26 protein-coding genes are annotated in these 26,813 nt (G+C 73.5%); 15 read left to right on the top strand and 11 right to left on the bottom strand.

Annotated elements, in window-relative coordinates; genetic code table 11:
- Window positions 1-90: 90 nt before the first annotated feature.
- Both IO36_RS27875 and IO36_RS27870 read right to left on the bottom strand, forming a co-directional pair.
- A complete protein-coding gene (locus tag IO36_RS27875; RefSeq protein WP_037623789.1) occupies window positions 91-309 on the bottom strand; it encodes a hypothetical protein in 219 nt (72 codons plus the stop codon).
- Between the two features lie 20 nt (window positions 310-329).
- Window positions 330-1,571: an inorganic phosphate transporter gene (locus IO36_RS27870; protein WP_037623788.1), complete on the bottom strand. Its 1,242-nt coding sequence runs from the start codon at window positions 1,569-1,571 to the stop codon at window positions 330-332.
- Between the two features lie 537 nt (window positions 1,572-2,108).
- Here IO36_RS27870 and IO36_RS27865 point away from each other — a divergent pair.
- From IO36_RS27865 to IO36_RS27855, 3 genes are all read left to right on the top strand, one after another.
- On the top strand, window positions 2,109-2,849 hold the full coding sequence (locus IO36_RS27865) for a class II aldolase/adducin family protein (protein ID WP_037623787.1): 741 nt from the start codon (window positions 2,109-2,111) through the stop codon (window positions 2,847-2,849).
- Window positions 2,850-3,215: 366 nt separating this feature from the next.
- Window positions 3,216-4,343 carry an alpha/beta hydrolase family protein gene (locus IO36_RS27860; protein WP_037623785.1) on the top strand — a complete coding sequence of 376 codons (1,128 nt, stop codon included), beginning with the start codon at window positions 3,216-3,218 and terminating at the stop codon, window positions 4,341-4,343.
- Between the two features lie 202 nt (window positions 4,344-4,545).
- Window positions 4,546-5,955 carry a hypothetical protein gene (locus tag IO36_RS27855; RefSeq protein ID WP_209441278.1) on the top strand — a complete coding sequence of 470 codons (1,410 nt, stop codon included), beginning with the start codon at window positions 4,546-4,548 and terminating at the stop codon, window positions 5,953-5,955.
- 46 nt (window positions 5,956-6,001) lie between these two features.
- Here IO36_RS27855 and IO36_RS27850 read toward each other — a convergent pair whose 3' ends face one another.
- A complete protein-coding gene (locus IO36_RS27850; RefSeq protein WP_037623782.1) occupies window positions 6,002-6,415 on the bottom strand; it encodes a VOC family protein in 414 nt (137 codons plus the stop codon).
- 96 nt (window positions 6,416-6,511) lie between these two features.
- Window positions 6,512-7,399, bottom strand: coding sequence for a KPN_02809 family neutral zinc metallopeptidase (ypfJ, locus tag IO36_RS27845; RefSeq protein WP_037623780.1), 888 nt, complete (start codon window positions 7,397-7,399; stop codon window positions 6,512-6,514).
- A 260-nt stretch (window positions 7,400-7,659) separates the two neighbouring features.
- Here ypfJ and IO36_RS27840 point away from each other — a divergent pair, with 260 nt between their 5' ends.
- From IO36_RS27840 to IO36_RS27830, 3 genes are all read left to right on the top strand, one after another.
- Window positions 7,660-9,258 (top strand): ABC-F family ATP-binding cassette domain-containing protein, encoded by a 1,599-nt coding sequence (locus IO36_RS27840; RefSeq protein ID WP_037623779.1) that lies wholly within the window; start codon window positions 7,660-7,662, stop codon window positions 9,256-9,258.
- A 372-nt stretch (window positions 9,259-9,630) separates the two neighbouring features.
- Entirely contained in the window at window positions 9,631-9,852 is a 222-nt protein-coding gene (locus IO36_RS27835; RefSeq protein WP_006123601.1) for a helix-turn-helix domain-containing protein, read from the top strand.
- Window positions 9,853-9,994: 142 nt separating this feature from the next.
- Entirely contained in the window at window positions 9,995-10,798 is an 804-nt protein-coding gene (locus IO36_RS27830) for an enoyl-CoA hydratase/isomerase family protein (protein ID WP_037623778.1), read from the top strand.
- Window positions 10,799-10,958: 160 nt separating this feature from the next.
- Here the strand turns inward: IO36_RS27830 and IO36_RS27825 are convergent, their stop codons facing one another.
- Window positions 10,959-11,756, bottom strand: coding sequence for a hypothetical protein (locus tag IO36_RS27825; protein ID WP_037623777.1), 798 nt, complete (start codon window positions 11,754-11,756; stop codon window positions 10,959-10,961).
- Window positions 11,757-11,843: 87 nt separating this feature from the next.
- On the opposite strand from IO36_RS27825, the gene IO36_RS27820 reads away from it, so the two are divergent.
- The 5 genes from IO36_RS27820 to amaP all read left to right on the top strand — a co-directional run bounded on the left by IO36_RS27820 (window position 11,844) and on the right by amaP (window position 14,290).
- A complete protein-coding gene (locus IO36_RS27820; RefSeq protein ID WP_037623776.1) occupies window positions 11,844-12,329 on the top strand; it encodes an Asp23/Gls24 family envelope stress response protein in 486 nt (161 codons plus the stop codon).
- 82 nt (window positions 12,330-12,411) lie between these two features.
- The gene (locus tag IO36_RS27815; protein ID WP_037623775.1) at window positions 12,412-12,597 is read left to right on the top strand and encodes a hypothetical protein; all 186 of its coding nucleotides are present in this window, start codon (window positions 12,412-12,414) and stop codon (window positions 12,595-12,597) included.
- 3 nt (window positions 12,598-12,600) lie between these two features.
- Window positions 12,601-13,023, top strand: a complete 423-nt coding sequence (locus IO36_RS27810; protein ID WP_037623774.1) for an Asp23/Gls24 family envelope stress response protein — start codon at window positions 12,601-12,603, stop codon at window positions 13,021-13,023.
- On the top strand, window positions 13,020-13,706 hold the full coding sequence (locus IO36_RS27805; protein WP_037623773.1) for a DUF6286 domain-containing protein: 687 nt from the start codon (window positions 13,020-13,022) through the stop codon (window positions 13,704-13,706). The genes IO36_RS27810 and IO36_RS27805 overlap by 4 nt, the downstream gene beginning before the upstream one ends.
- Before the next feature lie 5 nt (window positions 13,707-13,711).
- On the top strand, window positions 13,712-14,290 hold the full coding sequence (amaP, locus tag IO36_RS27800; RefSeq protein ID WP_037623848.1) for an alkaline shock response membrane anchor protein AmaP: 579 nt from the start codon (window positions 13,712-13,714) through the stop codon (window positions 14,288-14,290).
- A 278-nt stretch (window positions 14,291-14,568) separates the two neighbouring features.
- Here amaP and IO36_RS27795 read toward each other — a convergent pair whose 3' ends face one another.
- The 6 genes from IO36_RS27795 to IO36_RS27770 form a co-directional block, all read right to left on the bottom strand.
- A complete protein-coding gene (locus tag IO36_RS27795; protein WP_037623772.1) occupies window positions 14,569-15,324 on the bottom strand; it encodes an SDR family oxidoreductase in 756 nt (251 codons plus the stop codon).
- Between the two features lie 14 nt (window positions 15,325-15,338).
- A complete protein-coding gene (locus tag IO36_RS27790) occupies window positions 15,339-17,153 on the bottom strand; it encodes a glycoside hydrolase family 15 protein (RefSeq protein WP_051901007.1) in 1,815 nt (604 codons plus the stop codon).
- An 84-nt stretch (window positions 17,154-17,237) separates the two neighbouring features.
- Entirely contained in the window at window positions 17,238-18,026 is a 789-nt protein-coding gene (locus IO36_RS27785) for an SURF1 family cytochrome oxidase biogenesis protein (RefSeq protein WP_037623771.1), read from the bottom strand.
- A gap of 85 nt (window positions 18,027-18,111) precedes the next feature.
- Window positions 18,112-18,345, bottom strand: a complete 234-nt coding sequence (locus IO36_RS27780) for a hypothetical protein (protein ID WP_078943477.1) — start codon at window positions 18,343-18,345, stop codon at window positions 18,112-18,114.
- Between the two features lie 78 nt (window positions 18,346-18,423).
- On the bottom strand, window positions 18,424-19,419 hold the full coding sequence (locus IO36_RS27775) for a DEDDh family exonuclease (RefSeq protein WP_037623769.1): 996 nt from the start codon (window positions 19,417-19,419) through the stop codon (window positions 18,424-18,426).
- A gap of 155 nt (window positions 19,420-19,574) precedes the next feature.
- A complete protein-coding gene (locus IO36_RS27770) occupies window positions 19,575-22,154 on the bottom strand; it encodes an MXAN_6230/SCO0854 family RING domain-containing protein (RefSeq protein WP_037623768.1) in 2,580 nt (859 codons plus the stop codon).
- A gap of 296 nt (window positions 22,155-22,450) precedes the next feature.
- On the opposite strand from IO36_RS27770, the gene IO36_RS27765 reads away from it, so the two are divergent.
- The 4 genes from IO36_RS27765 to IO36_RS27750 are packed head-to-tail and all read left to right on the top strand — an operon-like array spanning window position 22,451 to window position 26,768.
- Window positions 22,451-23,248 (top strand): acetoacetate decarboxylase family protein, encoded by a 798-nt coding sequence (locus IO36_RS27765; RefSeq protein WP_037623767.1) that lies wholly within the window; start codon window positions 22,451-22,453, stop codon window positions 23,246-23,248.
- A complete protein-coding gene (locus IO36_RS27760) occupies window positions 23,248-24,132 on the top strand; it encodes an SDR family NAD(P)-dependent oxidoreductase (RefSeq protein ID WP_037623766.1) in 885 nt (294 codons plus the stop codon). Before IO36_RS27765 ends, IO36_RS27760 begins: the two co-directional genes overlap by 1 nt.
- Before the next feature lie 9 nt (window positions 24,133-24,141).
- Complete coding sequence (locus tag IO36_RS27755; RefSeq protein ID WP_037623764.1) at window positions 24,142-25,425, top strand: amidohydrolase family protein; 1,284 nt, start codon at window positions 24,142-24,144, stop codon at window positions 25,423-25,425.
- Window positions 25,422-26,768, top strand: a complete 1,347-nt coding sequence (locus IO36_RS27750; RefSeq protein ID WP_078943476.1) for an amidohydrolase family protein — start codon at window positions 25,422-25,424, stop codon at window positions 26,766-26,768. The genes IO36_RS27755 and IO36_RS27750 overlap by 4 nt, the downstream gene beginning before the upstream one ends.
- Window positions 26,769-26,813 lie beyond the last annotated feature (45 nt).

Below are 26,813 nucleotides of genomic sequence, written 5' to 3'. Positions count from 1 at the left end.
CATACGCGTGGGGCGCGGGACGGTGATCCGTCCCGCGCCCCACGCGCGGTTCCGCTCGGCGCGACCCGGTTCCGGGCCGCGCCGAGCGGGCTACTTGGTGATGATCAGGGAGATGCCGTACGCCACCGCCGCGGCGCAGGCCGCGAAGCAGACGTAGGCGCCGGTGGCCGCCGCGACGGCGGAACCGCCCTGGGACGACTCCTTCTTGGAGAGGCCGGCGACGCCGAGGGTGAAGAGGGCGACGAGGGCCACGGTCACTCCGAGGCTGACCCCGAAGACGGAACCGAGGGCTGACCAGTCGATGCTCATGCTGTTTCTTCCTTCGGGTCTCAGGCCACGCGCGACGGGGCCGACGGGTTCGCCGTGGGCTCGGCCGGAGCGGGGATGGTGGCCGTGAGGCCGTCGGTGACGGTGCCGGCCGGGGGCGGGGTGACGGCGGCGATGGCCTGCGTCACCACTCCGGCGGGCTCCTCGGCGTCGTTCACGTTGTTGTGGTCGATGACCTCGCGGCGCGAGCGGCGCCAGATCGCGAAGCTGGACGCGACCAGGAAGACGGCGACGAGCGCGGTGCCCCAGGTGCCGAATCCGGTGACCCACTCGGCGAGGGCGCCGACCAGGGCGGCGGCGGGCAGCGTGAGGACCCAGGCGACGACCATGCGGGTGGCGGTGGACCAGCGGACCACACCGCCCTTGCGGCCGAGGCCCGCACCCATCACGGAACCGGAGACCGAGTGCGTGGTGGAGAGGGAGAAGCCGATGTGCGACGAGGCCAGGATGACCGTGGCCGCGCTGGTCTGGGCGGCGAAGCCCTGCTGCGGCTGGAGGTCGGTCAGGCCCTTGCCCATCGTGCGGATGATGCGCCAGCCGCCCAGGTAGGTGCCGAGCGCGATCGCGAGACCGGCGGAGAGGATGACCCAGACCGGCGGGTCGGAGTCGGGAGCGACGGCGCCACCGGCGACCAGGGCCAGGGTGATGATGCCCATCGTCTTCTGCGCGTCGTTGGTGCCGTGGGCCAGCGAGACCAGGCCCGCGGAGGCTATCTGGCCGGCGCGGTAGCCCTTCTTGGTGGCCTTGGTGTCGGCGTCACCGCTGAGCTTGTACGACAGCCGGGTGGCGACCATCGCCGCGAGGCCCGCGACGATCGGTGCCGCGACGGCGGGCAGGAGCACCTTGCCGACCAGGACGTCCCCGTGCACCGCGCCGGTGCCGGCGGAGGCGATGGTGGCGCCGACCAGACCGCCCATGAGGGCGTGCGAGGAGCTGGACGGGAGTCCGACGAGCCAGGTCACCAGGTTCCAGAGGATCGCGCCCACGAGGGCGGCGAAGATCACCTCCGGCCGGATGCCCGTCTCGTCGACGAGGCCTTTGGAGATCGTGTTGGCGACCTCGACGGAGAGGAAGGCGCCGACAAGGTTGAGGGCGGCGGACATGGCCACCGCGACCTTGGGCTTGAGTGCGCCGGTCGAGATGGTGGTGGCCATCGCGTTGGCGGTGTCGTGGAAACCGTTCGTGAAATCGAACACGAGAGCGGTGACGATCACGATTCCGAGGAGGAGCGTGATGTGTTCCATTTACCCAGGCTTCTGTTGGACGTCAGTGGCAGGTGGACCGTAGGCAACCTGGGTGAACGGAAGGTGAACTGGGTCGGGCGCAACGGTGTCCCGAACGGTGGACCCTCATTCCGCTTGTGTCGGGGCGTGGTTCGCGGGGCTCGAACGGATGCGGAATTCCGTGCTCCGATTGGCCTCTCGGGACCGGTCCGACCGGGTGGCTCGAGACAGGTTTGAGAGACGAGATCCCCGTCACGCCCAGGCTGTAGCCGTCGTCACACCCGCCGAGGGGTCGAAATGGCCGTCCCGGGGGTGGCGTCGGGGCCCTGACCGGCTCGTAGCGGGTCGACCACGGGGTGTGATCCGCCGTAAATGTCCGACCGGGATTACGTAGGCGTTCCATCGGTATGACGTGATGTAAATCACATACAACCATGAGGACTTGGTGGCCGGATGCACCCCCCGTCCGTCCGTCTTCCGTCCCCCGTGCGTCCCTCGAGCGTCCCCGGGCGAGCCCGTACGGGGTGCGTTCGGGGCGGCGCCTGGCAGGATCGCGTCATGAATGAGCGCAACGGGGACGCCGCGGACGGGCATGAGCGGCCGGGGACGACCGGCCGGGCCGGCCGACGGCAGGCAACTGCTCCGCGGAACACGGAGGACGCACTCGGACGGGCCTGGGACGAGCTGGTGGCGACGGCCCGGCGCACGGTCGCCGACGGACTGGTCGTCGGCACCTCCGGCAACGTCTCGGTCCGCGTCGGCGACACCGTCCTGGTCACCCCCACGGGCGTGCCCTACGACCGGCTGACCCGGGAGGACCTCGTCGGCGTCGGCCTCGACGGCCGGCAGGTCCTCGGCTCGCTGCGTCCGACCAGCGAACTGCCCATGCACCTCGCCGTGTACCGCGCGACCGACGCGCGGGCGATCGTCCACACCCACGCCCCGCACGCGACGGCCGCCTCGCTCCTGGTCCCCGAACTCCCGCTCGTCCACTACATGGCGGCCGCCATGGGCGGCCCGGTCCGCGTCGCCCCCTACGCCCCCTACGGCACACCGGAACTGGCCGAGAACACCCTCCGGGCCCTGGCCGGCCGCACCGCCTGCCTGCTGCAGAACCACGGCACCCTGGCCCACGGGGCCTCGCTGGACCAGGCGTACGACCGCACCGCCCAGCTGGAATGGATGTGCCGCGTCTGGCTCCTGGCCTCCTCGGTCCCGGGCCTCGCCCCCACCCTCCTCTCACCGGACCAGCTCGCGGAGGCGGGGGAGCGGCTGAAGGGGTACGGCCAGAAGGGCTGAGCCCGGCCGCGGGCCCCGGCCGCGCAGGATCCTGCGGGCGCCCGCGGTGAGGGCTCCGGGGCATCAGCTGTGCTGGACCGCGGGCACATGCCGTGCGCGGTGCCGGTGCTGCGGGCTTCGGTCGGGCGGGCTCCGTGGGCCCCGGCCGTGCCGGCTTCCCGGGCGCCGGGCGTGCGGGCTGCCGCCTCCTCGTTCGACGACCGGGCCTGCCCCGCGGGCCCCGCCCGTGCTTGCCCCCGTGGGCTCCGCGGGCGCCACCCGTGCCGGTCTGGTGGGCGTCCGTCCGGCAGGCCTCGCCGGCCCCGCGCGTCACCCCAGGAGGCGCCTCCGCTGGCCGATGGCCGTCGCCCCCGGGAAACTGGTCGGGTGCGCACCCTAAGAGCCACGGCAGCGGCCGTCACCGTAGCCATAGCCGCGGGCGCGGCCTCCGTGGCGGCGGGCCGGTTCGCCAGCGACGCCGCGCTCAAGACGCGGCCCGGCAAACCCCTGCCCACCGAGCCCCGGCTCACCGTGCACGCCACGACGGCCGGCGGCATCACCCTCACCAGGGCCCTCGCCTCCCGGCGCCCGGGCACCTACGGCCTGGCGGGCGACGGCTCCCACGCGGTCGTCGGCCCCCTCCAGAACTCCGTGCCCCACACCGCCGACACCGTCGTACGCACCCTGGAACGGGTCACGCACGGCTCCCTGGAACCCGGCGACAAGGTGTGGCTCACCCCGAACCTCTACGTCGGCGACCCTGGATCCGCCCTCGGACTCGAACACGCCGACGTCGACGTGCCCGGCGAACTCGGCGCCCTGCCCGCCTGGTTCGTACCCGCCGTCCGCGACACCTGGGTCATCACCGTGCACGGCCTGGGCACCACCCGGGAACAGCCCATGAACCTCATGGGGTTCCTGAACGGACGGCACTTCCCCGTCCTCGACCTCGCCTACCGGGGCGACCTCGGGGCACCCCGCCCGCCGGACGGACTGAACCACCTCGGCGAGACCGAGTGGCGCGACCTCGACGCCGCCATCCGCTACGCCGTGCGGTTCGGCGCCGAGCGGGTCGTCCTCTACGGCTGGTCCACCGGCGCCACCATGGCCCTGCGCGCCGCCGCCCACTCCGCCCTGCGCGAGCGGATCTCCGGCCTCGTCCTGGACTCGCCGGTCCTCGACTGGGAGACCACCCTGCGCGCCCTCGCCGGCGCCCGCCACACCCCGGCCTTCCTGCTGCCGCTGGCGGTGCGTGCCGCACAGGGCCGCACCGGCGTTCGCGGCGACCGCATCGCGCACGCCGCCCACCCCGACCAGGTCAAGGTGCCGACCCTGCTGGTGCACGGTCCCGACGACCGCATCGCCCCCTGGGGCGCCTCCCGCCGGCTCGCCGCGAGCCGCCCCGACCTGGTCACCCTGCACACCGTCCCGGACGCCCCGCACGGCGCCATGTGGAACGCCGACCCGGCGGCCTACGAGGAAGCCCTGCGCCGTTTCCTGGTCCCCTTGATGTAGGGCGCGGGGCCCGCCGGAAGGGCGCCGGCACGGCTCCCCGAGCCCGCCCGGGAAGACGCTTCCGGTTGAGGCCGGGACAACTCCGCGCCGCGCCGTTTCCCGCGTGCCGGGCACCCCGGGAACGGTCCGGCCTCCGGTGTGCCCGTGGCCTGCGAGGGCATTCCGTTTGGGTTTTCGGACTGTCAACCGCAAGACTGCACTCGTGACGTCCCGTAACCCGCGCGACTCCAGGCTCCGACTCGTCAGCCCGCGGTCCCTCGCGACCGCCCCCCGAGCGGTCACCCAGCGCCGCACCCGCCGCCCCGCGCCGCGGCCGCCGGAAGGCACACCGCCGCCCGCGGAGCTCGCCCGCATGGCGCGCACACGGCTGTCCGACGCGGCCCGGGTGGCCCGTTGGGCCGACGCCGCCCTGCGCCCGGGGCGTGACACCGCGAACCCCGACGGCAAGGGCACCCTCTCCGACGCCACCGCCCACCGGGCCGCCTCGGATCTCGGACTCACCCCGGTGCAGGTCCGCGGCGACTGGGACACCGCCCGGCTGGCCGGTCTCATCGAGGTGCACGGCGACGACGCCCGCCCGGGATGGCGGCTGCGCGCCTGGAGCCGCGACGACAGCGCCGTCCTGCGCGGCTGGGTCGCCCTCTTCGACGCCTGGTCCCTCGCCTACCCCGAACCGGCGGACGGCGAGCCCGCGGCCGTCGCCGAGGTCGTCTCCGCGATGCCCCAGGTGCTCTCCTTCCTCCAGCTCTCCAACGGGCCCGTCCCGGTGGACCAGCTCCTCGACCTCCTCGGCCAGCGCGTCACGGAACTGCGCACCGAGCGCTGCGAGATCACCTACGGCCCCGAGCCCGCGACCGAGCCCGCCCCGGAACCCGCCGAGGTCCCGGACGCACCCCTGGCCCCGCTCCTCGATTGGGCCCTGGGAGCCCTCGCCCACGTCGGCGCGCTGACCTACGGCGAGGGACAGGCCACCCTCACCGGGCTCGGCAGCTGGGCGGTCTGGGTCAAGCTGGAGCAGATCTGCGTCGCCGCGCAGAGCCCCGCCGGCAACATCGAGCAGTCCGCCGAGGACATGCTCCGCGGCTGCGCCCAGCTCCGCCCCAACGCGGCCCGCGCCGAGTACCGGGCCTGGCTCGCCGCCCGCCCGGTCGGCGGCGCCGTCACCGAACTCATCGAGGCGGCCCGCGGCGAGGACGCCCTCACCCGCGGCCTCGCCTTCGAGGCACTGCGCGTGGTCGGCGCCCCCGCCGAGCCCGAGGTGCGCGCGGTCGCCGAGGAGACCTCGCTGCGCCCGTACGCCCTGCTGTGGCTGGCCGAGCACGACGGCTACGACCCCGAGGACGCCCACGAGGTCCTCACCCGCGCCGAGTCCACCTGGCTGTGGGTCGACACCGCCGCGGCCGTCGCCGACCACGGCGAGGCCCCGCTCCTCGTCCGTCACCTGGAGTCCGCGGTGCAGCCCACCGTGCCCGCGCTCCTCGACGAGGTGCGCGCGGTCGGCCACCCGCGCACGGTGCAGGTGCTGGTCGCTCTCGCCGCCGCGCACCCCGACCCCGCGCTCGCCAAGGCCGTGCGCAGGGCCGCCTTCCAGGTGCACACCGGGGGGAGCTGACCGGCCCGGCCGGCCGACGCCCCCCGGGCCGGACCCCGGAGCGGTCCTACGCGCCCGTCTCCGGGGCGTAGGTGCCGAAGCTCCAGATGTTGCCCTCCAGGTCGCGGGCCATGTAGTCGCGCGAGCCGTAGTCCTGGTCGGTCGGGGCCATCAGGATCTCCGCTCCGTGCTCCACCGCCCGCCGGTGGTGTGCGTCGACGTCGTCCACGACGATGTAGACCCCGCACGGGCCCGCGTTCTTCATCGCCTCGTCGAAGCGGCCCCCGCGTCCCTTCGAGCCGAGCATCACCGCGCCGTTGCCCTGCACCAGCTCGGCGTGCATCACCGAGCCGTCCTCGCTCTCGTAGACCGACAGCTCGGTGAAGCCGAAGGCCTCCGTGAGCTGTCTGATCGCCCCCTTCGCGTCGGCGTACAGCATCGAGGGGTAGATGCTCGGGCGCCCGCCGTTCGTGCCGGCCATGCCGATACCTCCGTCTCGTCACGCATTGCCTTGATCCGGTACGCCGCCCAGTCTGGCACCGGCCACTGACAACGCCCCGTGTCCCGGCGGAGCGGCTCACCGGAACGTGTCGCACTGCGCCATGTCGCCGCTGGTGAAGCCCTGGTAGAACCACCGCTGCCGCTGCGCCGCCGACCCGTGCGTCCAGGTCTCCGGAGTCACCCGGCCCTGGTACCGCGACTGGATCCGGTCGTCGCCCACGGCCGCCGCCGCGTCCAGCCCGTCCCGGACGTCGGCGTCCGTCAGCGAGGTCAGCAGCGGCTTTCCCGTCGACGCGGACGGCGTGGTGGTCGCGTGCCGCGTCCACACCCCCGCGTAGCAGTCGGCCTGGAGCTCCGTCCTCACCGCGTCGCCGCCGGCACCGGTCCCGCCGCCCTTCGCGCGGGACAGGGCGCCCGTGAGGTTCTGCACATGGTGCCCGTACTCGTGCGCCACCACGTAGGCCCCCGCGAACGGTCCGCCGCCGGCGCCGAACTTCGTCCGGAGGTCGTCGAAGAAGCCGAGGTCCAGATACACCTTGCGGTCGCCGGGACAGTAGAAGGGCCCGACGGCCGAGGACGCGGTGCCGCACGCGGTGTTCACCCGGCCGTCGAAGAACACCGTGGGGGCGCGGGTGTACGCGCCGCCCCGGCGCGCGAACTCCCGGGTCCAGTAGTCCTGGACGCTGTTGACCACCGCCACGGTCCGGCAGTCCTCCCGGGCGTTCGCGTCCCGCCCCGTCCGGCAGGACCGCTGCACCTCCGCGAGGGAGGAGCCGGTGGCCCCCTGCCCGTCACCGTCCGAGGAGAGCCCGAGCCGGTCGGGGCCCACCCCGAAGAGCAGTCCGAGGACGAGCGCGATCAGCGCGGCGAGACCGCCGCCGAGCCTCGCGCCGCCGGGGACGCGACCGCCGCGCCGGTCCTGCACCTCGGAGGTGTCCAGGCCGGCGTCGTCGTCGAACCGCATGGGCACACCGCCTTCGTCGCTCCGTGGCGCCATCCTCGTACGCCCTCGGGCACCCGGCCCCGGGCCGCGGTCCGAACGGGCGACGGGGCCGCCGGACCCCCGGAAGGGGGCGAGCATCACAGGTGCCGGACACCACACACCCGGAAAACTGGTTGCACCGCCCCGTTAGACTTGGCCCATGGCCACTCTCCTCGCGCATTAGACGGCGTGAACGTCCTCGGCCGTCCACCCCGCCATCAATCCCGCTCTGGAGTCTGTCCGTGATCTCCGCCTCCGGTATCGAGCTGCGCGCCGGTGCCCGCATCCTCATCGAGTCCGCCACCTTCCGCATCACCAAGGGTGACCGCATCGGCCTGGTCGGCCGCAACGGCGCGGGCAAGACGACGCTCACCAAGGTCCTCGCCGGCGAGGGCCAGCCCGCCGGCGGAACCGTCGCCCGCTCCGGCGAGGTCGGCTACCTCCCGCAGGACCCGCGCACCGGAGACCTCGACGTCCTCGCGCGCGACCGCGTCCTGTCGGCCCGCGGCCTCGACGTCCTGATCCGCAAGATGCGCGAGAACGAACAGCGCATCGCCAACGGCTCCGGCGCCACCCGCGAGAAGGCCCTGCGACAGTACGAGCGCCAGGAGACGGAGTTCCTGACCAAGGGCGGGTACTCCGCCGAGGCCGAGGCCGCGACCATCGCCGCCGCGCTCAACCTCCCCGACCGCGTGCTCGGCCAGCCCCTGCACACGCTCTCCGGCGGTCAGCGCCGACGTATCGAGCTGGCCCGCATCCTCTTCTCGGACGCCGACACCCTGCTGCTCGACGAGCCGACGAACCACCTCGACGCCGACTCCATCGTCTGGCTGCGCGACTACCTGAAGACGTACCGCGGCGGCTTCATCGTGATCTCCCACGACGTCGACCTCGTCGAGACGGTCGTCAACAAGGTGTTCTACCTGGACGCCAACCGCGCCACGATCGACGTCTACAACATGGGCTGGAAGCTCTACCAGCAGCAGCGCGAGGCCGACGAGAAGCGCCGCAAGCGCGAGCGGCAGAACGCCGAGAAGAAGGCCGCCGCCCTCAACGCCCAGGCCGACAAGATGCGCGCCAAGGCCACCAAGACGGTCGCCGCGCAGAACATGGCCAAGCGCGCCGACCGGCTGCTCTCCGGCCTGGAGTCCGTCCGCGTCTCCGACAAGGTCGCCAAGCTGCGCTTCCCGGAGCCCGCGCCCTGCGGCAAGACCCCGCTCATGGCCGAGGGCCTGTCGAAGTCGTACGGCTCGCTGGAGATCTTCACCGACGTCGACCTGGCCATCGACAAGGGCTCCCGCGTCGTCATCCTCGGCCTGAACGGCGCCGGCAAGACGACCCTCCTGCGCCTGCTCGGCGGTGCCGAGCAGCCCGACACCGGAGAGGTCGTCGAGGGCCACGGCCTCAAGCTCGGCTACTACGCCCAGGAGCACGAGACCCTCGACCCCGAGCGCACGGTCCTGGAGAACATGCGCTCGGCCGCCCCCGACCTGGACCTGGTCGAGGTCCGCAAGACCCTCGGCTCGTTCCTGTTCTCCGGGGACGACGTCGACAAGCCGGCCGGCGTGCTCTCCGGCGGCGAGAAGACCCGGCTCGCGCTCGCGACCCTCGTCGTCTCGTCCGCGAACGTCCTGCTGCTCGACGAGCCGACGAACAACCTCGACCCGGCCAGCCGTGAGGAGATCCTCGGCGCGCTGCGCACCTACAAGGGCGCCGTCGTCCTCGTCACCCACGACGAGGGTGCCGTCGAGGCGCTCCAGCCGGAGCGGATCATCCTGCTCCCGGACGGCGTCGAGGACCTGTGGGGCGCCGACTACGCCGACCTCGTGGCCCTCGCCTGAGTCCCGCCCGGCCCCCTCGCGGGGCCGGCGGCGCCTGATCGATGGAGTGATCCACTGCGTATGGATCATTCGGCCGATCCGTGATCCATCATCTGTGTGAGATCTCCTCGTACCGCGGTGTGTCGTACATCGATTTCACGGCCGAGTCCTTTGTTCCCAAGGGCTCGGCCGTCCTGCGTCGCTGACCAGGTACTTCGCCGGAGGACCCGTTCGGGCGCAGGGGCCGCACCACCCGGAATCACTGGTTCCACTCGTGGGGACGGACTCCTGTCGTCAAAACCTTGTCTTACGGACCTTGCCGAATGGGTGGCCATGACGCCCGAAAGGGGTGATCATGAGAGTCCAGAGCGCACTTCCCATGAGGAGGACCGGGTGGCCGAGACTCTGAAGAAGGGCAGCCGGGTTACCGGCGCCGCGCGCGACAAGCTCGCGGCAGACCTGAAGAAGAAGTACGACTCCGGTGCGAGCATCCGAGCGCTGGCCGAAGAGACCGGCCGCTCGTATGGCTTCGTCCACCGGATGCTCAGCGAGTCGGGCGTCACGCTCCGAGGGCGTGGCGGTGCGACGCGGGGCAAGAAGGCCGCCTCGGCCTGAGGCCGGGCGTCCCCATCGGCTTCGGTGGTGACCACCCGGTCGGTCGGGTGACCGACCGGGTGGTTACTGTGCAGTCACTTAGGTGCGTTCCTCGCCGTGCGAGGCGCGCCCCTGATCCGACCGCACCCATCGGAGGCACCCCATGGCTTCGCTCGACAAGGATCTCGACCCCGTACTCGACCAGGACGGCGTACGGCTCACCGTCGACGGCGCGACCGCCACGGTGACGCTGACCAATCCGGCCAAGCGCAATGCCCAGAGTCCTGCTCTCTGGCGGGCCTTGACGCAGGCGGGTCGGTCACTGCCGGGCTCCGTCCGGGTGGTCGTCCTGCGGGCCGAGGGCCAGTCCTTCTCCGCGGGGCTCGACCGGCAGGCGTTCACGCCCGAGGGGTTCGACGGCGAGCCGTCGTTCATCGACCTCGCGCGCGGTTCGGACGCCGAGCTCGACGCGACCATCGCCGAGTACCAGGAGGCGTTCACCTGGTGGCGGCGCAGCGACATCGTGTCCATCGCCGCCGTCCAGGGGCATGCCATCGGTGCCGGCTTCCAGCTCGCCCTCGCGTGTGACCTTCGCGTCGTCGCCGACGACGTGCAGTTCGCCATGCGCGAGACCAGCCTCGGGCTGGTGCCCGACCTCACCGGGACGCACCCGCTGGTCGCCCTCGTGGGGTACGCCCGTGCGCTGGAGATCTGCGCCACGGGCCGCTTCGTGCTCGCCGAGGAGGCCGAGCGCACCGGGCTCGCCAACCTCGCCGTGCCCGGCGACCAGCTCGACGCGGCGGTCGCCGACCTGGCCGCGGCGCTGCTGGCCGCGCCCCGGGACGCCGTGATCGAGACGAAGGCGCTGCTGCGCGGTGCCCAGGAGCGCACCTACGAGGAGCAGCGCACCGCCGAGCGCGCCTCCCAGGCCCGCAGGCTCCGCGACCTCGCGGGCGTCGGCGAATAGCCCTCCGGGCGCGCACGAATTCTCTTCGGCGCGCCCCCTCCAGGCGGGCACCCGGCGCCGCCGGGCGCCCCGCCACCCCGACCGGCCCAGAGAAGGGCGCACCCGGAGACCGCGTTCGCGAGGGCATGTTCCCGGGCGGGTGCGCCCCGCCCCGCGACGGTCACGGTCGGTGGGACGGGGTACCCGAGGTCACGGATGTCACCAGGACCGCCACCGACGGGGTGTCCCGTGTGGATTCGGTGACCGCTGTTCTGACCGCCCGGGCCACGTCCACCGCGCGTTCGTCCCCGGAGACCTCCAGTTCGACCCGGACGTGGCGGCGCGGCAGGGCCGGTTCCACGGTGGGCACGCTTTCGACGTGGACCGGCCGGCCCAGCGAGTCCGTCAGCCGGGTGACCCCCGGAACGGCCGACACCGCCGCCGCGATCCGGGCCTCCTCGGGGTCCCTCGGCACCGACGGGGGCCCCGACTCGCCGGCCGCGTCCCGGGTCCCGTCGGCCGAACCGGCCCGGGGATTCACCCGTACGCCGTCTTCCGCGGGAGTTTCCTCCAGCAGGTCCGTCACCCGAAGGTCGACCTCCGCGACGTCCAGGCCCAGCAGCCGGGTCGCGGCGGACACCACGGCCAGGCGCAGCCGGGCCGCGACGGCCGGCAGCGGCTCGGCGCCGGGGAACCCGGGATCCGCCGCGACCGCGAACTCCGCGGTGACGCGCAGCGGACCCGGCGGCAGGGCACTGGGCGGCGGCGGCACGGCCGGCTCACCGGCCCCGTCCGGGTCGGCCAGCGCGAGCCGCAGCGCCCCGAGCCGCACCCCCGCCACGGCCGCCGTCTCGCGCCGCAGCACCGACGCGGCCGCCTGCTCCGTGATCCACGCGCCGTCGAGCGCGAGCCCCAGCGGCAGGAGTCTGCCGAGCCCGAGCCGATCCCGTACCGCCTGTGTCCACCGGTCCGCCGTCATTGCTCCAGCGTGCCTCATCCACGGCGCGCGACGGCGCGACCCGACCTACTGTGAGCAGAGGAGGACGACCGAAAGGGACGTACGGCGATGACCGACATGACCGAGCGGAACCGGACGGACAGCCCCGACACCGAGAAGGAGTCCCAGCAGACCCGCAAGCCCACCCGGCGCGGCGGCGGAGACCCCGCCACCCGGGGACGGACCACGATCGCCGACGGAGTCGTGGAGAAGATCGCCGGGCTCGCCGCCCGGGACGTGGTCGGTGTCCACACGATGGGCAGCGGGCTCAGCCGCACCTTCGGAGCCGTACGCGACCGGGTGCCCGGCGGGTCCACCAAATCGGTGACGCGCGGAGTCAAGGCCGAGGTCGGAGAGCTGCAGACGGCGCTCGACCTGGAGATCGTCGTCGACTACGGCGTGTCGATCTCCGACGTGGCCCGGGCCGTGCGGGAGAACGTCATCTCCGCCGTCGAGCGCATGACGGGGCTCGAAGTGGTGGAAGTCAACATCGCGGTGAGTGACGTGAAGCTTCCCGAGGAAGAGGAAGAAGAGCCGGAGTCACGGCTCCAGTGACCCCCCGGGGCCGCCGGAACGCCCCCGACCCCGGCCCGCCGCACCCTGAGTGACCCGGCCACCGACCGCTGAGGAGCGCACCATGAGCTTGGCCGTGATCGGCATGATCGCCGGAATGGCGCTGGCCTTCGCCGGGTACTTCGGCGGCTTCGGCGCGTTCCTCCTGGTGGCCGCGCTGGGGGCCGTCGGGTTCGTCGTCGGGCGGCTCCTGGAGGGGGACCTGGACATCGGCGACTTCTTCCGCGCCCGCGGCGACCGGCGGCGGTGACACGTGCCCGATCACCCCGAGCCGCCCGGCGCGCCGCGGCCGGCCCTCGTGACCGTCCCGCCCCCCGAGCGGGGCGCCACCAGGATCGCCGACCGCGTCGTCGCGAAGATCGCCTCGCGCGCGGCCCGCGAGGCGCTGCCCCCGCCGCCCGCCGACGCGGTCCCCCCGCACGCGTCGGTCGTCGTACGGCGGCAGGCGTCGGGCACCGGGGGCACGGACGGCACCCCGACGCACAGCGCCCGGGTCCGGGTCAGCCTGGAGCTCGGATACCCCGCCGACATCGGCGCCCAGTGCGGCGCGGTGCGTCGTCATGTCACCGAGCGGGTAGAGGCGTTGGCGGGCATGGAAGTGCCCGAGGTGGCAGTCCAGGTGGAGCGGCTGCATCTGACACCCGAGTCCGGCGCGGTACGGGGGAGGACGCAATGAGCGAGCCCCAGGGCTCCGAGGACACCCGGAAGACGCCCGTCCTGGAGAAGTCCGGCGACGGGGACGGCACGGGTGCCCTCGGGCAGTCCGCCTCCGCCGCCGCGTACGAACCGCTGGACACCACCGGCGACGAGGACGGTCGCCAGGGCCGCTTCTGGTCCGCCCGCCGGATCCCCGCGGGCATCCTCGCGCTCGTGCTCCTCGTCGCCGCGGGCGCCTTCCTCTACGACGTCGTGGCCGTGCGCGCCGGACGCACCGCGCTGTACTGGCGGACCTGGCTGGCCCGGCAGCTCGCCGAACGGCCCCTCGACGACACCGCCGTCCTCGTCGGCGCCGGGATCGCCGCCGTGCTGGGACTGTGGCTGCTCGTCCTGGCCGCCACACCCGGACTGCGGGACGTGCTGCCGATGCGGCGCACCCACGCCGACGTCCGGGCCGGACTGCACCGGGGAGCCGCCGCGACGGCGCTCCGCGACCGTGCCATGGAGATCGCCGGTGTGCAGTCGGTCCGCGTGCGGGTGAAGCGCCGGAAGGTGGACGTCCGGGCGCTGGCGCACTTCCGGGAACTCGACGACGTGCGCGCCGACCTCGACACCACCCTCGCCGACGGCATCAGGGGACTGGGCCTCTCCCGTTCGCCCGCCCTTTCGGTGCACGTCGCGCGCCCCGGACGGAAGGGGTGAGGTCCGTGCTGCGGATCGTCAACCGGGTACTGATCGGCTTCATCGGGCTCGTCCTGCTGGTCTTCGGCGGCTCCGTGCTGGCCGTCGGACTCGGCGTGCGGCCGCCGTCCTGGTGGATCTACGAGGGGCGGCACGACGTGCTGCTCAGCACCGCCCGGCGGATGAAGTGGCGGGACCAGGGCTGGTGGTGGCCCGCCGTCATCGCCGCGCTCGCGGTGCTCCTGCTGCTCGCCCTGTGGTGGCTGGTCGCCGTCGTACGGCGCCGGAGGCTCGCCGACGTGCTGGTCGACACCGGCGACGGCGCGGGCGCGCTGCTGCGCGGACGGGCCCTGGAGGGTGTGCTGGCCGCCGAGTCCTCCCGGCTGGGCGGTGTCGATCACGCCGACGTCCGGCTGACCGGCCGGCGCAGTCTGCCCGAGGCGCGGGTGCGGCTCCTGCTGGAACCGCACGTGGACCCCGGGCACGCGCTGCGGCTGCTGACCGAGGAGGCGCTCGCGCACGCGCGGGACTCGGCAGGCCTGGCCGCCCTCCCGGCGGAGGTCCGGCTGCGCGGCGTCAAGCACCGCGCCGAACGCGTGACGTGACGGGCCGTGGGCCATGACCAGGGTCCTGGAACCCCGCCCGGCGTTCTGCCGTGCTCCGCCGGGTGTTGGAGATCCGCCCCGCGTGCCGCCGTGCGCCGCCGGGGGCCGGAATCCGCCCAGTGTTCTGGCGTGCGCGCCAGCGGGCTGGAGATCCGCCCCGCGTGCCGCCGTCCCCAGCCCGGGGCCGGAACCCCGCCCGGCGTTCCCCTGTGCCCCGCCGGGCCGCGTGGCCCGCCGGGGGCCTGGAGCCCCGGCCGGTGTTCTGTTGTGCCGGGGTCCTAGAACCCGCTTCGCATCCCGCCGTCCACCGGCAGCATGAGGCCCGTGAGGTACGACGCGGCGGGGGAGAGCAGGAACGCGGCCGTGCGGCCGAACTCCTCCGGGGTGCCGTAGCGGCGCAGCGGGATACGGGCCTCGTTGGCCGCCCGGGTGGCCTCGGGGTCGGCGGACAGGCCGTCGAGCTGGCGCACCCGGTCCGTGTCGATCCGGGACGGCAGCAGCCCCACGACCCGGATGCCGCGCGGCCCCAGTTCGTTGGCGAGGGACTTGGCGAAGCCCGCGAGTCCCGGACGCAGACCGTTGGAGATGGTGAGCCCGGGGATCGGCTCGTGCACCGAGCCGGACAGCACGAAGCCGATGACCCCGCCCTCGCCGAGTTCGTCGGCGGCCGCGCGGGCGAGGCGCACCGCGCCGAGGAAGACCTCCTCGAACGCCACCATCCACTGCTCGTCGGTGTTGTCCGCGGCGAACCCGGGCGGCGGCCCGCCGACGCTGATCAGGATGCCGTCGAAGCCGCCGAAGTGCCCCCGGGCGGCCGCGATCAGCCGGGCCGGAGTCTCGGCGGCGCCGTTGTCGGCGGCCACCCCGACCGCGTTCGGGCCGAGCGCGGAGGCGGCGCCGGCCGCGGTGGCCTCGTCGCGTCCCGTGACGACCACCTTGGCGCCGTCGGCGACGAGTTCGCGCGCGGCGGCGTTGCCCAGGCCCCGGGTGGCTCCCGTGACGACGTACACACGATCCTTCAGTCCAAGATCCATGGCCCCATCCTCCCCTATCCCGGTGGGACGACCCCGTCCGTCCGGTCCACCTCGTCGAAGCCGAACAGGCTGAGGGCGGACACCACCAGACCGATGTGGCTGAAGGCCTGCGGGAAGTTGCCGAGCTGCCGGCCCGCGACCGGGTCGTACTCCTCGGACAGCAGCCCCAGGTCGTTGGTGAGGCCGATGAGCCGCTCGAACAGGTCGCGCGCCTCCTGCGTACGGCCCGTCAGATGCAGCGCGTCCGCGAGCCAGAACGAGCAGACGACGAAGGTGCCCTCGTCGCCCGGGAGTCCGTCGATCCCGGTCGTGGCGGCACTGTAGCGGCGTACCAGGAAGCCGTCCGGGGCGAGTTCCGCGCGGACCGCGTCGACCGTGCCGACCACCCGGGGGTCGTCGGGGGGCAGGAAGCCCACGCGCGGGATGAGCAGCAGGGAGGCGTCCAGCTCGGTCGAGCCGTAGGACTGGGTGAAGGTGTTCCGGACAGGGTCGAAGCCGCGTTCGCACACCTCGCGGTGCACCTCGTCGCGCATCGCCCGCCAGGCCTCGATGTCGCCCTCGAGCGCCGGGTCGTCCTCCAGGGTGCGCACCGCGCGGTCCGCGGCCACCCAGGCCATCACCTTGGAGTACACGAAGTGCCGGCGCGGGCCGCGCACCTCCCAGATCCCCTCGTCGGGCTGCCGCCAGGCCACCCTCAGGAACTCCATCATGGCGCACTCCACCCGCCACATGTGGGGCCGCGACGGCAGGCCCGAGCGCCGGGCGAGCGACAGCGAGTCGATGACCTCGCCGTACACGTCGAGCTGCAGCTGCTCCACGGCGCTGTTGCCGACCCGGACGGGCGAGGAGTCCGCGTAGCCGGACAGCCAGGGGATCTCGTACTCCGACAGCCGCCGTTCACCCGAGAGGCCGTACATGATCTGCAGGGCCGCCGGGTCGCCCGCGACCGCGCGCAGCAGCCAGTCGCGCCAGGCCTCGGCCTCCTCGTGGTAGCCGGCCGACAGGAGCGCGCCGAGGGTGAGGGTGGAGTCGCGCAGCCAGCAGTAGCGGTAGTCCCAGTTGCGGACGCCGCCGATCTCCTCGGGCAGCGAGGTGGTGGGGGCGGCCACGATGCCGCCGGTCGGCGCGTAGGTGAGCGCCTTGAGGGTGATCAGCGAGCGGACGACGGCGTCCCGGTGCGGTCCGTCGTAGCGGCAGCGCGCCGCCCACGCCCTCCAGTCCTGGACGCTGGTCTCCAGGGCCTCGAAGGGATCGCACAGGGGCGGCCGGGGCCGGTGCGAGGGGTGCCAGGTCAGGACGAAGGCGACCTTCTCGCCCGCCGCCACGGTGAACTCGGAGTGGGTGCGGAAGTCCTGGCCCCAGGTGCGTACGGGCGGTTCGCTGCGCAGCCACACCGAGTCGGGCCCGGCGACGGCGACCCGGTGGCCGTCCGCGCGGCGCATCCAGGGCACGACCGAGCCGTAGTCGAACCGCAGCCGCAGCAGACTGCGCATACGGACCCGGCCGCTGAGGCCCTCGATGACGCGGACGAGGTCGGGGGCGTGCTCGCGCTGGGGCATCAGATCGGTGACCCGCACCGAGCCCTCGGGGGTGTCCCACTCGGTGTCGAGCACCAGGGTGTCCGGGCGGTAGGCGCGCCGGGTGCACACGTCCGCTCCCTCGGGAGCGATCCGCCAGTGGCCGTTGTCCTCGTCGCCCAGCAGGGCCGCGAAGCAGGCCGCGGAGTCGAAGCGGGGCAGACACAGCCAGTCGACGGAGCCGTCGCGGCCCACCAGAGCGGCGGTCTGTTCGTCCCCGATGAGCGCGTAGTCCTCGATGCGTCGGTGCACGGTGGACGGGTTCCCGAACGGGGCAACGGTCAATCGGGCCGCCAGAGTGGCGTGGGGCCCCGCGGTGTGACGGGCCGCCCTCGGCTACACGCCCGCCGGCTCCGCCTCGGGAGTGCTCTGGGCGGCGGCCTCGGCCCGGTCGCGGCGCTCGCGGCGGACCAGGACCACCCAGCCGACGGGCACGCCCGCGGAGAACAGCCACCACTGGATCGCGTACGCCATGTGCGGGCCGATGTCGCTGTGCTCGGGGTCGGGGATCAGCTCGGGCGAGCCGCCCCGGGGCGCCGGCGCGGTCTGCTCGATGTAGCCGCCGAGGACCGGCTTGCCTAGCCGCCGCGCCTCCTGCCCGCTGCTGATGAGCATGACCTGACGGGCGGGCAGGCCCCGGACGTTCTTGATGCCGCTCTCGGCGGTCGTCTGGTCGGCCATCAGCCGGCCCGTGACGGTGATCTCGCCCGAGGCGGGGGCCGGGATCTTCGGGAAGGCGGTCTGCGCCCCGTCCGCCGGGACCCAGCCCCGGTTGACCATGAGGACCCGGCCGTCGTCCAGGACGAACGGGGTCAGCACGTGGTACCCGACCTCGCCGTCGGCGTTGGTGCGGCGGCGGACGACCTCTTCGTGCGCGGTGTCGAAACGGCCCTTCGCGGTGACCCGGCGGAACAGGTCGTCGTCGCGGATCTGCCGGTCCGGCGCGGTGACCGACTCCGCGGGCACCGGCTTCGCGGCGAGCGAGTCGGAGATCACCGTGTTCAGGGCGACCTTGTGCTCGTGCCGGTGGAGCTGCCAGAAGCCCAGCTTGATCATCGTCGGGATGAGCGCGAGGGCCACGAGGGTGAGGATCACCCACTGCCGGGACAACAGGAAGCGGTACACCCCATTGACGGTACTCGGCACGATTCGGCCCCCGACGGGAGGGTCCCGCCGAGGGCCGCGCGATGCCCCGTCCGGGGGACGGGGGTCAGACCTTGTCGACGATCCCCGCCTTCCCCTCCGCGCGGGCGCAGTGCGCGCCGCAGTACCAGTGGCCCTCGACCTCCACGCCCTGACCGATGACCTGGACACGACAGTGTTCGCAGATCGGGGCCATCCGGTGGATCGCGCAGGAGAAGCAGTCGAAGACGTGCACGGCACCCTGCGCGTGCACCTCGAAGGTCATTCCGTAGTCATTGCCGCATACTTCGCATCTCGCCATGCGCCACAGGGTGGGGTGCGGGGGCGGTGCGGGCGAGCGGGCGCGGGGCGAGTCGCCCGTCAATCACCCGTACGCCCGTCACCCTTCCGACGCGGGTTCGACGTCGCGCAGCAGCTGTCCGAACGCGGCCTCGTCGACCACCGGTGTCCCGAACTGTCGCGCTTTGACCACCTTCGACGTGCCGGAGTCCGGGTCGTTGGTGACCAGCAGGCTGGTGAGCCGGGACAGGCTCGTCGCGACATGAAGTCCGGCCTCGACGGCGCGGTCCTCCAGCAGATCGCGGTCGATGGACGTGTCCCCGGAGAACGCGACCCGCATGCCCTGTTTGAGCGGTTTGTCCGCCGTGTACCGTCCGGGGTTCGGATACGGGCACGCCGGGCGCTTGCGGGAGGGCCGCCAACTCCCCGACGGGTAGCCGCCGGAGCCGTGGCTCGCCTGGCGTCCGATCCGCGGAGCCGCGGCGCTGTCGGTCCACTCCTTGAGCGGCAGGCACTCCAGGAGCGGCAGCCGCACCCCGTCGCGGGCGGCGGCCCACAGGCTCGGCCGGAACGCCTCGGCCAGCACCCGGGCGTCGTCCAGCGCGTGGTGCGCGCGCTGCTGCACGACGCCGAAGTGCGCGGCCAGCGACTCCAGCTTGTGGTTGGGCAGCGGCAGCCCCAGCTCCTTGGAGAGCGCGATGGTGCACAGGCGCCGGCGCACCGGAGCCTCGCGCCCGGCGCGCGCGTACTCCCGCGCGATCATCGACCAGTCGAAGACCGCGTTGTGCGCGACCAGCACCCGGCCGTCGAGCCGGGCGGCGAACTCCTCGGCGACCTCCCCGAAGAGCGGCGACCCTTCGAGCACCTCGCTCGTCAGACCGTGGATCCACACCGGGCCGGGGTCCCGTTCCGGATTGACCGTCGTGTACCAGTGGTCCTCGACCTCGCCGCGCGCGTCCAGCCGGTAGACGGCGGCGGAGATGATCCGGTCGTCGCGGGCCAGCCCTGTGGTCTCCACGTCGACGACCGCGTATCCCTGCGGATACGCGGCCGGCCAGGAGGCAGGGGGCGCTGCGGTCGTGAGGTCTTCGAGCATGGTCAATGAGGATACGGGCCCGGGCCGACATCCCGGCCCCCGCCGTCCCGGCACCGGCCCTCCGCGCTCCCCGCCCCCGGGTCCCGGGGGTCCGCCGAGGGGCCCCGCGAGCACCGGCCCGGCAACGGGTCCCGGAGGCCGGGTCGTTGACCCCCTCAGCCGAGCGCCGCCACCAGGTCCCCGGCCGTCAGCGGCGTCAGACCGCAGCCGTCGGCCGGTCCGGGCAGCAGCCGGTACAGGGCGCCGCTCGCGCCCTCGGGGGCGATCCCGCCGTGCACCAGGGCGAGCAGCACGTGCTTCTTCGCCGCGGCCGCGGCGGCCGTCCCCTCCGGATCCTCCGCCGGCCGTCTCCACTCGGGGGGCTCCAGGGCCCGGATCCGGGTGGCGAAGGCCACGTCCGTCTCGCCCTCCCGGCGCGTGTAGTGCCACAGTTCGCCGGTCCACGGCATGCGCCGGACCACCACGACCTCGTCGGTCCGGGCCGCCGCGTGCCACACCCCGAGGTCCCACAGGGTCGTACGGCCCGTGGTGTAGTACCGGAACAGGTCCCGGCCGACGCGCCCGAGGTCGGCGCTGTGCCGGTACACGCTGTGGAAGCCCTCGGACGACGGCAGATGCAGATCGGTCCACAGGAACGAACGGCGCTCCAGGTCGACGAGCAGCGGGACGTGGATGCGCGAGTCGCCCTCCAGGTCGTAGCGCTGACGCACCGTGCGGGGGTCGTAGAAGGCGTCACGCCCGTCCTTCGAGGGCAGCGCCATGAAGCCGGCGAAGGCGTCGAGCAGGTGCTCGAAGGCGATGTCGTTGAAGCTGAAGACGATGGGCACGGCGAAGCGCACCGGGCCGCCCGAGAGGGCCGCGAGGTCCAGGTCCACGTACTCGGTGGCGCCGTCGGGCGCCGGGGCCGAGGTCAGGTCCCCGGAGTGGACGGCGGCGCGCTCCCCGTGGACCAGGTTCGTGTAGTCGCACAACCCGACGTACGTCCAGTCCTCGTCGTACAGGGCGACCGACAGATCGAGGTCGACCTGGACCTTCGAGGGCTGCGTCCAGTGCAGGAAGAGACGCAGGACCTCCCCCTCCGGGAGCGGCTGGCTGCTGCCCCGCGGCACCGAGACCAGCGCCTTCGCCGAAGCGCGTTCGACGGAGGGGACGGCCAGGCCCGAGAGCTCCGCGTCGAGGACGGCGAGGTCGAAGCGCGGGGCGGACGACAGCCGGCGCACGGCCTCCTCCTCCAGCAGCGCGCAGACCGCCTCGGTGACCGCCTCGGCCAGCGGGGCCCGGGTGTCGTCCAGGGTGAAGGAGCGGGTCACCCGGCCGCGCGGGAAGAACACCCGCCGCTCGCCCGGGAGATGACGCACGCGCAGCCGGCCGAGGGCCGCGAGCAGCGGCCCGGGACCGGCCTTCGGCAGCACCCGTCGCAAGGTGTCGGAGAACCCCTCGGGCAGCTCCTCGAGCGCGTCCAGGCGTAGCAAGTGGTCGAGTCTGCGCAGCAGTTCGCCCGGCCGCCCGGCGAGCAGGCCGAGCGCGCGGGGCAGGTCCCGCTCGCGCAGCGCCTGTTCGGTGTGCGCGCCCCAGGAGTCCGGCTTGATCCGGGAGCCGTCGACACGGACCGCCTCCGGGTGCTCGGCCGCCGTGCGCAGCAGGGCCTCACCGAGCGGCGTGGCGGAGGTGTCGGTGCCGCGCAGCACCGCGAAGGCGAGGGCGGCCTTCGGATGCCGCTCGTGGTGCTCGTGCGGGTGCAGGATCTGCGCGGCGCGCTTCCACGCGACCGGATGCCGCAGGACGTCCTCGACCAGCGAGGACGCCTCGAACCCGTCCAGGACGGCGAGGAGTTCGCGGCGCAGCGGGCGGGGGAGCGTGCGGAAGGGACGCGGCTCGATCAGATCGGCCTCGCCGCCGGACCAGACCTGGAGCAGCCGCAGCACGTCGGTGGCCGTGGTGAGGTGCGCGGCGAGCAGCGGGCGCACGGCAGCGCGCGTGCGCCGGTCCAGCAGGAGCATCCCGAGCGCCAGCGCCTTCGTCTCGCGGACCGGGACGTCCCCGGGAAACCAGTCCAGGACGGTCGGCGCGTGCGCCAGGAGCAGCTTCACGTCGTCCCGGTCCTGCGGCGGGAGGGGCGTCCTGCGGGCCAGGAGACGGAGCAGTGCCGTGATCGTGTCGCCCCGCAGGTCGGTGCCGAGCGCCAGCAACTTCAGCGGCCCGACGGACAGTTCGCGCGGGACCCGGGGCGGGGCGGGCTTCAGGAACGGGTCCGAGGGGTCGATCCGGCGGTGGCACAGGGGGCAGCCGGCGTAGTCGCCGCCGTCCCAGCAGGAGCGGCACACCAGATGGGCGCACGGCGACACGGGATGCACGGTGCCGACGGTGGCGCACAGGACGCACGGCTGCGCGGGCCACTGCAGCAGCAGGGTGAAGACCCGGTCCACGTAGAGCTGGAAGGTGTCGTCGGGCACCGACGCCGGGAAGCTGCGGAACAGCGGCATATGGGTGCGGTCGGCGCCCAGTTCCGCGTCGAGCTGCCGGATCAGTGTGCCGCCCGCGTCCGCGAGTCCCGTCGGGCCGAGCCAGGCGAGCGCGGCGCGCAATGGTGCCGCCGGGGCGAATCCCCGGTCGAGCAGTTCGGCCTCCAGGGCGGCCAGGCCCTCCGTCGTCGCCGGGTCCCCCGGCCGTGGCCCGGCCTGGTCGACATAGACGGTTCGCAGGCGGCGGAGCAGCACGGACGACAGTACGGACAAGCGGAAATCCCCCGGGAGCCGGAAAAGGTGGGTGAGGCGGGGCGGAGAGTGAGCGCGCTACGGGTGTCAGAAAGTGAGAAGGAAGCACGCTTGCGGAGCCGCCCCCGCGAGCGGTGAGTCTAGGCAGGACGCCGTCCGTGGGGCCACCGATTATTTCCGGGACCCGGGGGACGGCCGTCCCGTCACGGCACAGGACCGGCGGATCCCGGACCGCGCACGGCTATGGACCTTTCACCCCGGCGGTGCAAGCGTGCTGCGCGCCCCAGCAGGTAGCGCCTACGAAGGGCGGTACGGACATGGCACGAGTGAGGTACGGCGCGCGCACGGAGGCGGAGATCACCGCCTCGCGCACCGCGGGTTCCCGGCTCCCCGACATCTGGTCCACGGGGGTGACCGCCGTCTGGGAGAGCGACCCGGACGCGGTCGCGGCGGTGCTGCCGCCCCCGCTGAAACCCGTCGCCCGGCCCCTGGTGCGGGTCACCGTCAGCAAGGTCGACCTGCCCGGATACCCCCTGGGCGCGGGCTCGTTCGCCGTCGCCGCGGCGCACGGGGACGTCGAGGGCTGGTATCCGCTGGTCATGCCGATGACCCACGAGCGGGCCCTGATCGGCGGCCGTGAGGTGTTCGGCGAGCCCAAGAAGCTCGGCGAGGTGACCGTCGAGCGCGACGGCCTCGTCGTGCGGGGCGTGCTCGCCCGGCACGGCATCGCCTTCGTCGAGGTGCGCGGAGCGGTGAGCGGCACCCTGCCCCTGCCGGAGCCGGCGCAGAGGACGGACTTCTACTTCAAGTTCCTTCCCGCGGTGGACGGTTCGGGCTTCGACGCGGACCCGGTCCTCGTGCACTGCCTGCGGGACGAGAAGGTCCGGAGACTGGAACGGGTCACCGGGGACGTCCTCCTGCGCGAGTCGATGTACGACCCGGTCGCCGACCTGCCCGTGCGGCGGCTGGTGGAGATCACCTTCGGCGAGAAGACCTCGGCCCAGCGGGGCAGGGTCGCCGAACGCGTCGGCGCGCAGGCCCTGTTGCCGTACATCCACCAGCGCTACGACGATCCCCGGCAGATCCTCGACGGGCCGCCCGAGGGGAGCGCCTGATGGAACTGCGCGCGGGACAGGTCGCCGTCGTCACCGGCGCGGCGAGCGGCATCGGGCTCGCGATGGCCCGGAGGTTCGCGGCGGACGGCCTGACGGTGGTCCTCGCCGACGTCGAGGAGGCCGCGCTGGAGAAGGCGGCCGGGGAACTGCGCGAGGAGGGCGCCGACGTCCACGCGCGCGTGGTGGACGTCTCCGAGCGCTCCGAGGTCCTCGCGCTCGCCGAGGACGTGTACGCCACCTGCGGCGCCGTGCACGTCCTGTGCAACAACGCCGGGGTCGGCTCCGGAGCCGAGGGCCGGATGTGGGAGCACGACCCGAACGACTGGAAGTGGGCCTTCGCGGTCAACGTGTGGGGCGTCTTCCACGGCGTCCAGGCGTTCGTGCCCCGGATGCTGGCGGGCGGCGAACCCGGCCATGTCGTCAACACGTCCTCCGGCGACGGCGGGATCGCCCCGCTGCCCACCGCCTCCGTGTACGCCGTCACCAAGGCGGCCGTGGTGACGCTGACCGAGTCGCTGTACGCCCATCTGAAGGCGGAGCACGCGCGCGTGGGCGCCTCCGTGCTGTTCCCCGGGCCGCACATGCTCCGTACGGGCCTGTGGGAGTCGCACCGCAACCGGCCAGGGCGGTACGCGAAGGAACGGCCCCGCAGGACCCCGTACCGCAGCCTCGCCCAGTGGGAGGCCGCGATGAACGAGGCGGGCCACGAGGTGCGGTTCACCCCGGTCGAGGAGGTCGCCGACCTCGTCGCCGAGGGGATCGGCGCCGGCCGCTTCTGGCTGCTGCCCGAGAGCGAGCACAGCGACCGGCAGATCCGGGCCCGGTCGCGGTCGATGCTCGACCGGGCCGATCCGTCCTACCTGGAAAGCTTCATCCTCGACTGAGGGGGCGCGGTGACCGAACAGGACCCGTATCTGATCATCTCCTCCGACTGCCACGCCGGGCTCCCCACCGAGGAGTACCGGCCCTATCTGGACACCCGGTTCCACCGGGAGTTCGACGAGTTCCTCGCGGGCCAGGGCCGGCGCCGCGAGGAGATGAACCGCCTGGGCATCCGCAACGAGGCGTTCGCCGACAAGTGGTTCCAGGACAACGAGGAGGGCCTGCGCGGCGGCTGGGACTCCGCGCAGCGCCTGAAGGAGCTGGACGGCGACGGGGTGGCGGCCGAGGTCGTCTTCCCCGACGCGGACGCCGTGGACAGCCGCACCGCGGCCCCGTTCGGCGTGGGCCTCGGCCTCTCCGGCGACCAGGACCCCGCGCTCGGCATGGCGGGCGCGCGGGCCCACAACCGCTGGCTCGCCGACTTCGTCTCCGAACACCCCGAACGGCACTGCGGGGTCGCCCTGCTGCCCGTCACCGGGGAGACCGGCGAGGTCGTCGCCGAGGTGCACCGCGCCAAGGAGTCGGGCCTCGGCGCGCTCATGATCCCCTCCATGTGGGTCGACAAGGAGCCCTACCACGACCGCCGTTACGACCCCGTGTGGGCGGCGGCCGCCGAGTGCGCGATGCCCGTCCTCACCCACTCCGGCGCGGCCCCGCGCCACGAGTACGGCGACCACCTGGGCATCTACGTCTCCGAGGTGACCTGGTGGCCCGCCCGGCCGCTGTGGTTCCTGCTCTGGTCCGGGGTCTTCGAACGCCACCCCGGACTCCGGTTCGGTGTCGCCGAGTCGGGCTGCTGGTGGCTGCCCAACCTGCTGTGGTTCATGGACCGGCTCTACCTCGGCGCGCACGGCGGCAAGAAGCTGTCACCGTTCGCCGAGCTGAGGCGGCCCCCGCACGAGTACCTGGACCGGCAGGTGTTCGTCTGCGCGACCAACACCAAGCGCCGCGAGCTGGCCCAGCGCTACGAGATCGGCGTCGACAACATCCTGTGGGGCAGCGACTTCCCGCACCCCGAGGGCACCTGGCCCGACACCAGGGCGTGGCTGGCGCGGACCTTCCACGACATCCCGGTCGCCGAGACCCGTCGCATGCTCGGCCTCGCGGCGGCGGAGGTGTTCGGCTTCGACGTCGGCGCGCTCGCCCCGCTGGCCCGTCGGATCGGCCCGACCCCGGCCGAACTGGGCCAGGACGCGGACCAGACGGCGGTCGAGGCGTCCTGGGCGCGCTCGCGCGAGGTCGGCCGCCACTGGCTGACGGACCACGACTTCCCCGTGCTCGGAGTGAGCCCGTGAGCGCCGGGAACCCCGCGGGTGCGGGTGCGGGAGGCCCGGGTGCAGGGAGCCCGGGAGCCGGGAGCACGGGAGCGGAGGGCACGGGAGCGGAGGGCACGGGAGCGGAGGGCACGGGTGCCGAGGAGCGCTACACCGTCGTCTCCGCCGACTGCCACGCGGGCGCCGACCTCCTCGACTACAGGCCGTACCTGGAGCGCCGGTTCCACGACGACTTCGACGCCTGGGCGGCCGGCTACGTCAACCCGTACGAGGACCTGCTCGCCGACACCGCCGACCGGAACTGGAACTCCGCGCGGCGCCTCGCCGAGCTGGAGGAGGACGGGATCGTCGCGGAGGTCGTCTTCCCCAACACCATCCCGCCGTTCTTCCCCTCGGGCTCCCTCATGGCACCCGCCCCGACGGTGGCGGAGTTCGAGCGGCGCTGGGCCGGGCTGCGGGCCCACAACCGCTGGCTCGCCGACTTCTGCGCGGCGGCGCCCGGCCGGCGCGCGGGTGTCTTCCAGATCCTTCTGAACGACGTCGACGCGGCGGTCGGGGAGATCCACCGGTCGGCGGAGGCGGGCCTGAAGGGCGGGCTCCTGCTGCCCGGCACACCCCCCGGTTCGGGCCTGCCCGAGCTGTACTCGCGGACGTACGACCCGATCTGGGCGGCCTGCGCCGAGCTGGGCGTCCCGGTGAACCACCACGCGGGCTCCGCCTCGCCGCCGCTCGGCGACGAACCGGCGGCCCGCGCGGTCTACATGGTGGAGACCACCTGGTTCTCGCACCGGGCGCTGTGGCACCTGGTGTTCGGCGGGGCGTTCCGCCGCCACCCCGGCCTGAGACTGGTGCTGACCGAGCAGGGCTCGGGCTGGATCCCCGGAGTGCTCGACATGCTGGACTACTACCACGGGCGGCTCGTCGCGGCGGCGGGCCGGGCGTCCACGGCCGAGTCCAAGTTCGGCGCGGGGCTGGCCGCGACCATGGGCGAGCGCCCCTCCGAGGTCTGGCGCGAGCACTGCTTCGTCGGCGCCAGCTTCATGCGCCCGCACGAGGTCCCGCTGCGCGGACGCATCGGCCTCGACAAGATCATGTGGGGCAGCGACTACCCGCACGACGAGGGCACCCACCCCTACACCCGCGAGGGACTGCGCTTCGCCTACGCGGGCCTGCCGCGTGCGGAGGTCGCCGCCATGGTCGGCGGCAACGCGGCCCGCGTCTACGGCTTCGACCTGGCCCAGCTCGACGGGATCGCCGCCAAGGTGGGACCCACCGTGGCCGAGATCGCCGAACCCCTGGACACCCCGCCCGCTGACGCGACGAGCCCGGTGTTCGCGAGGGGAGGCTCCGTGCGCGTGTGGTGAACACCGGGTCGGTGCGTCCCGCGCGCCGCCCCGGGTGCGATCCTC

It is taken from the genome of Streptomyces aureus, assembly GCF_000725495.1.
In the GTDB taxonomy this organism is placed as follows: Bacteria; Actinomycetota; Actinomycetes; order Streptomycetales; family Streptomycetaceae; genus Streptomyces; species Streptomyces aureus_B.
This window is presented reverse-complemented; position numbering and strand designations above follow the sequence as displayed.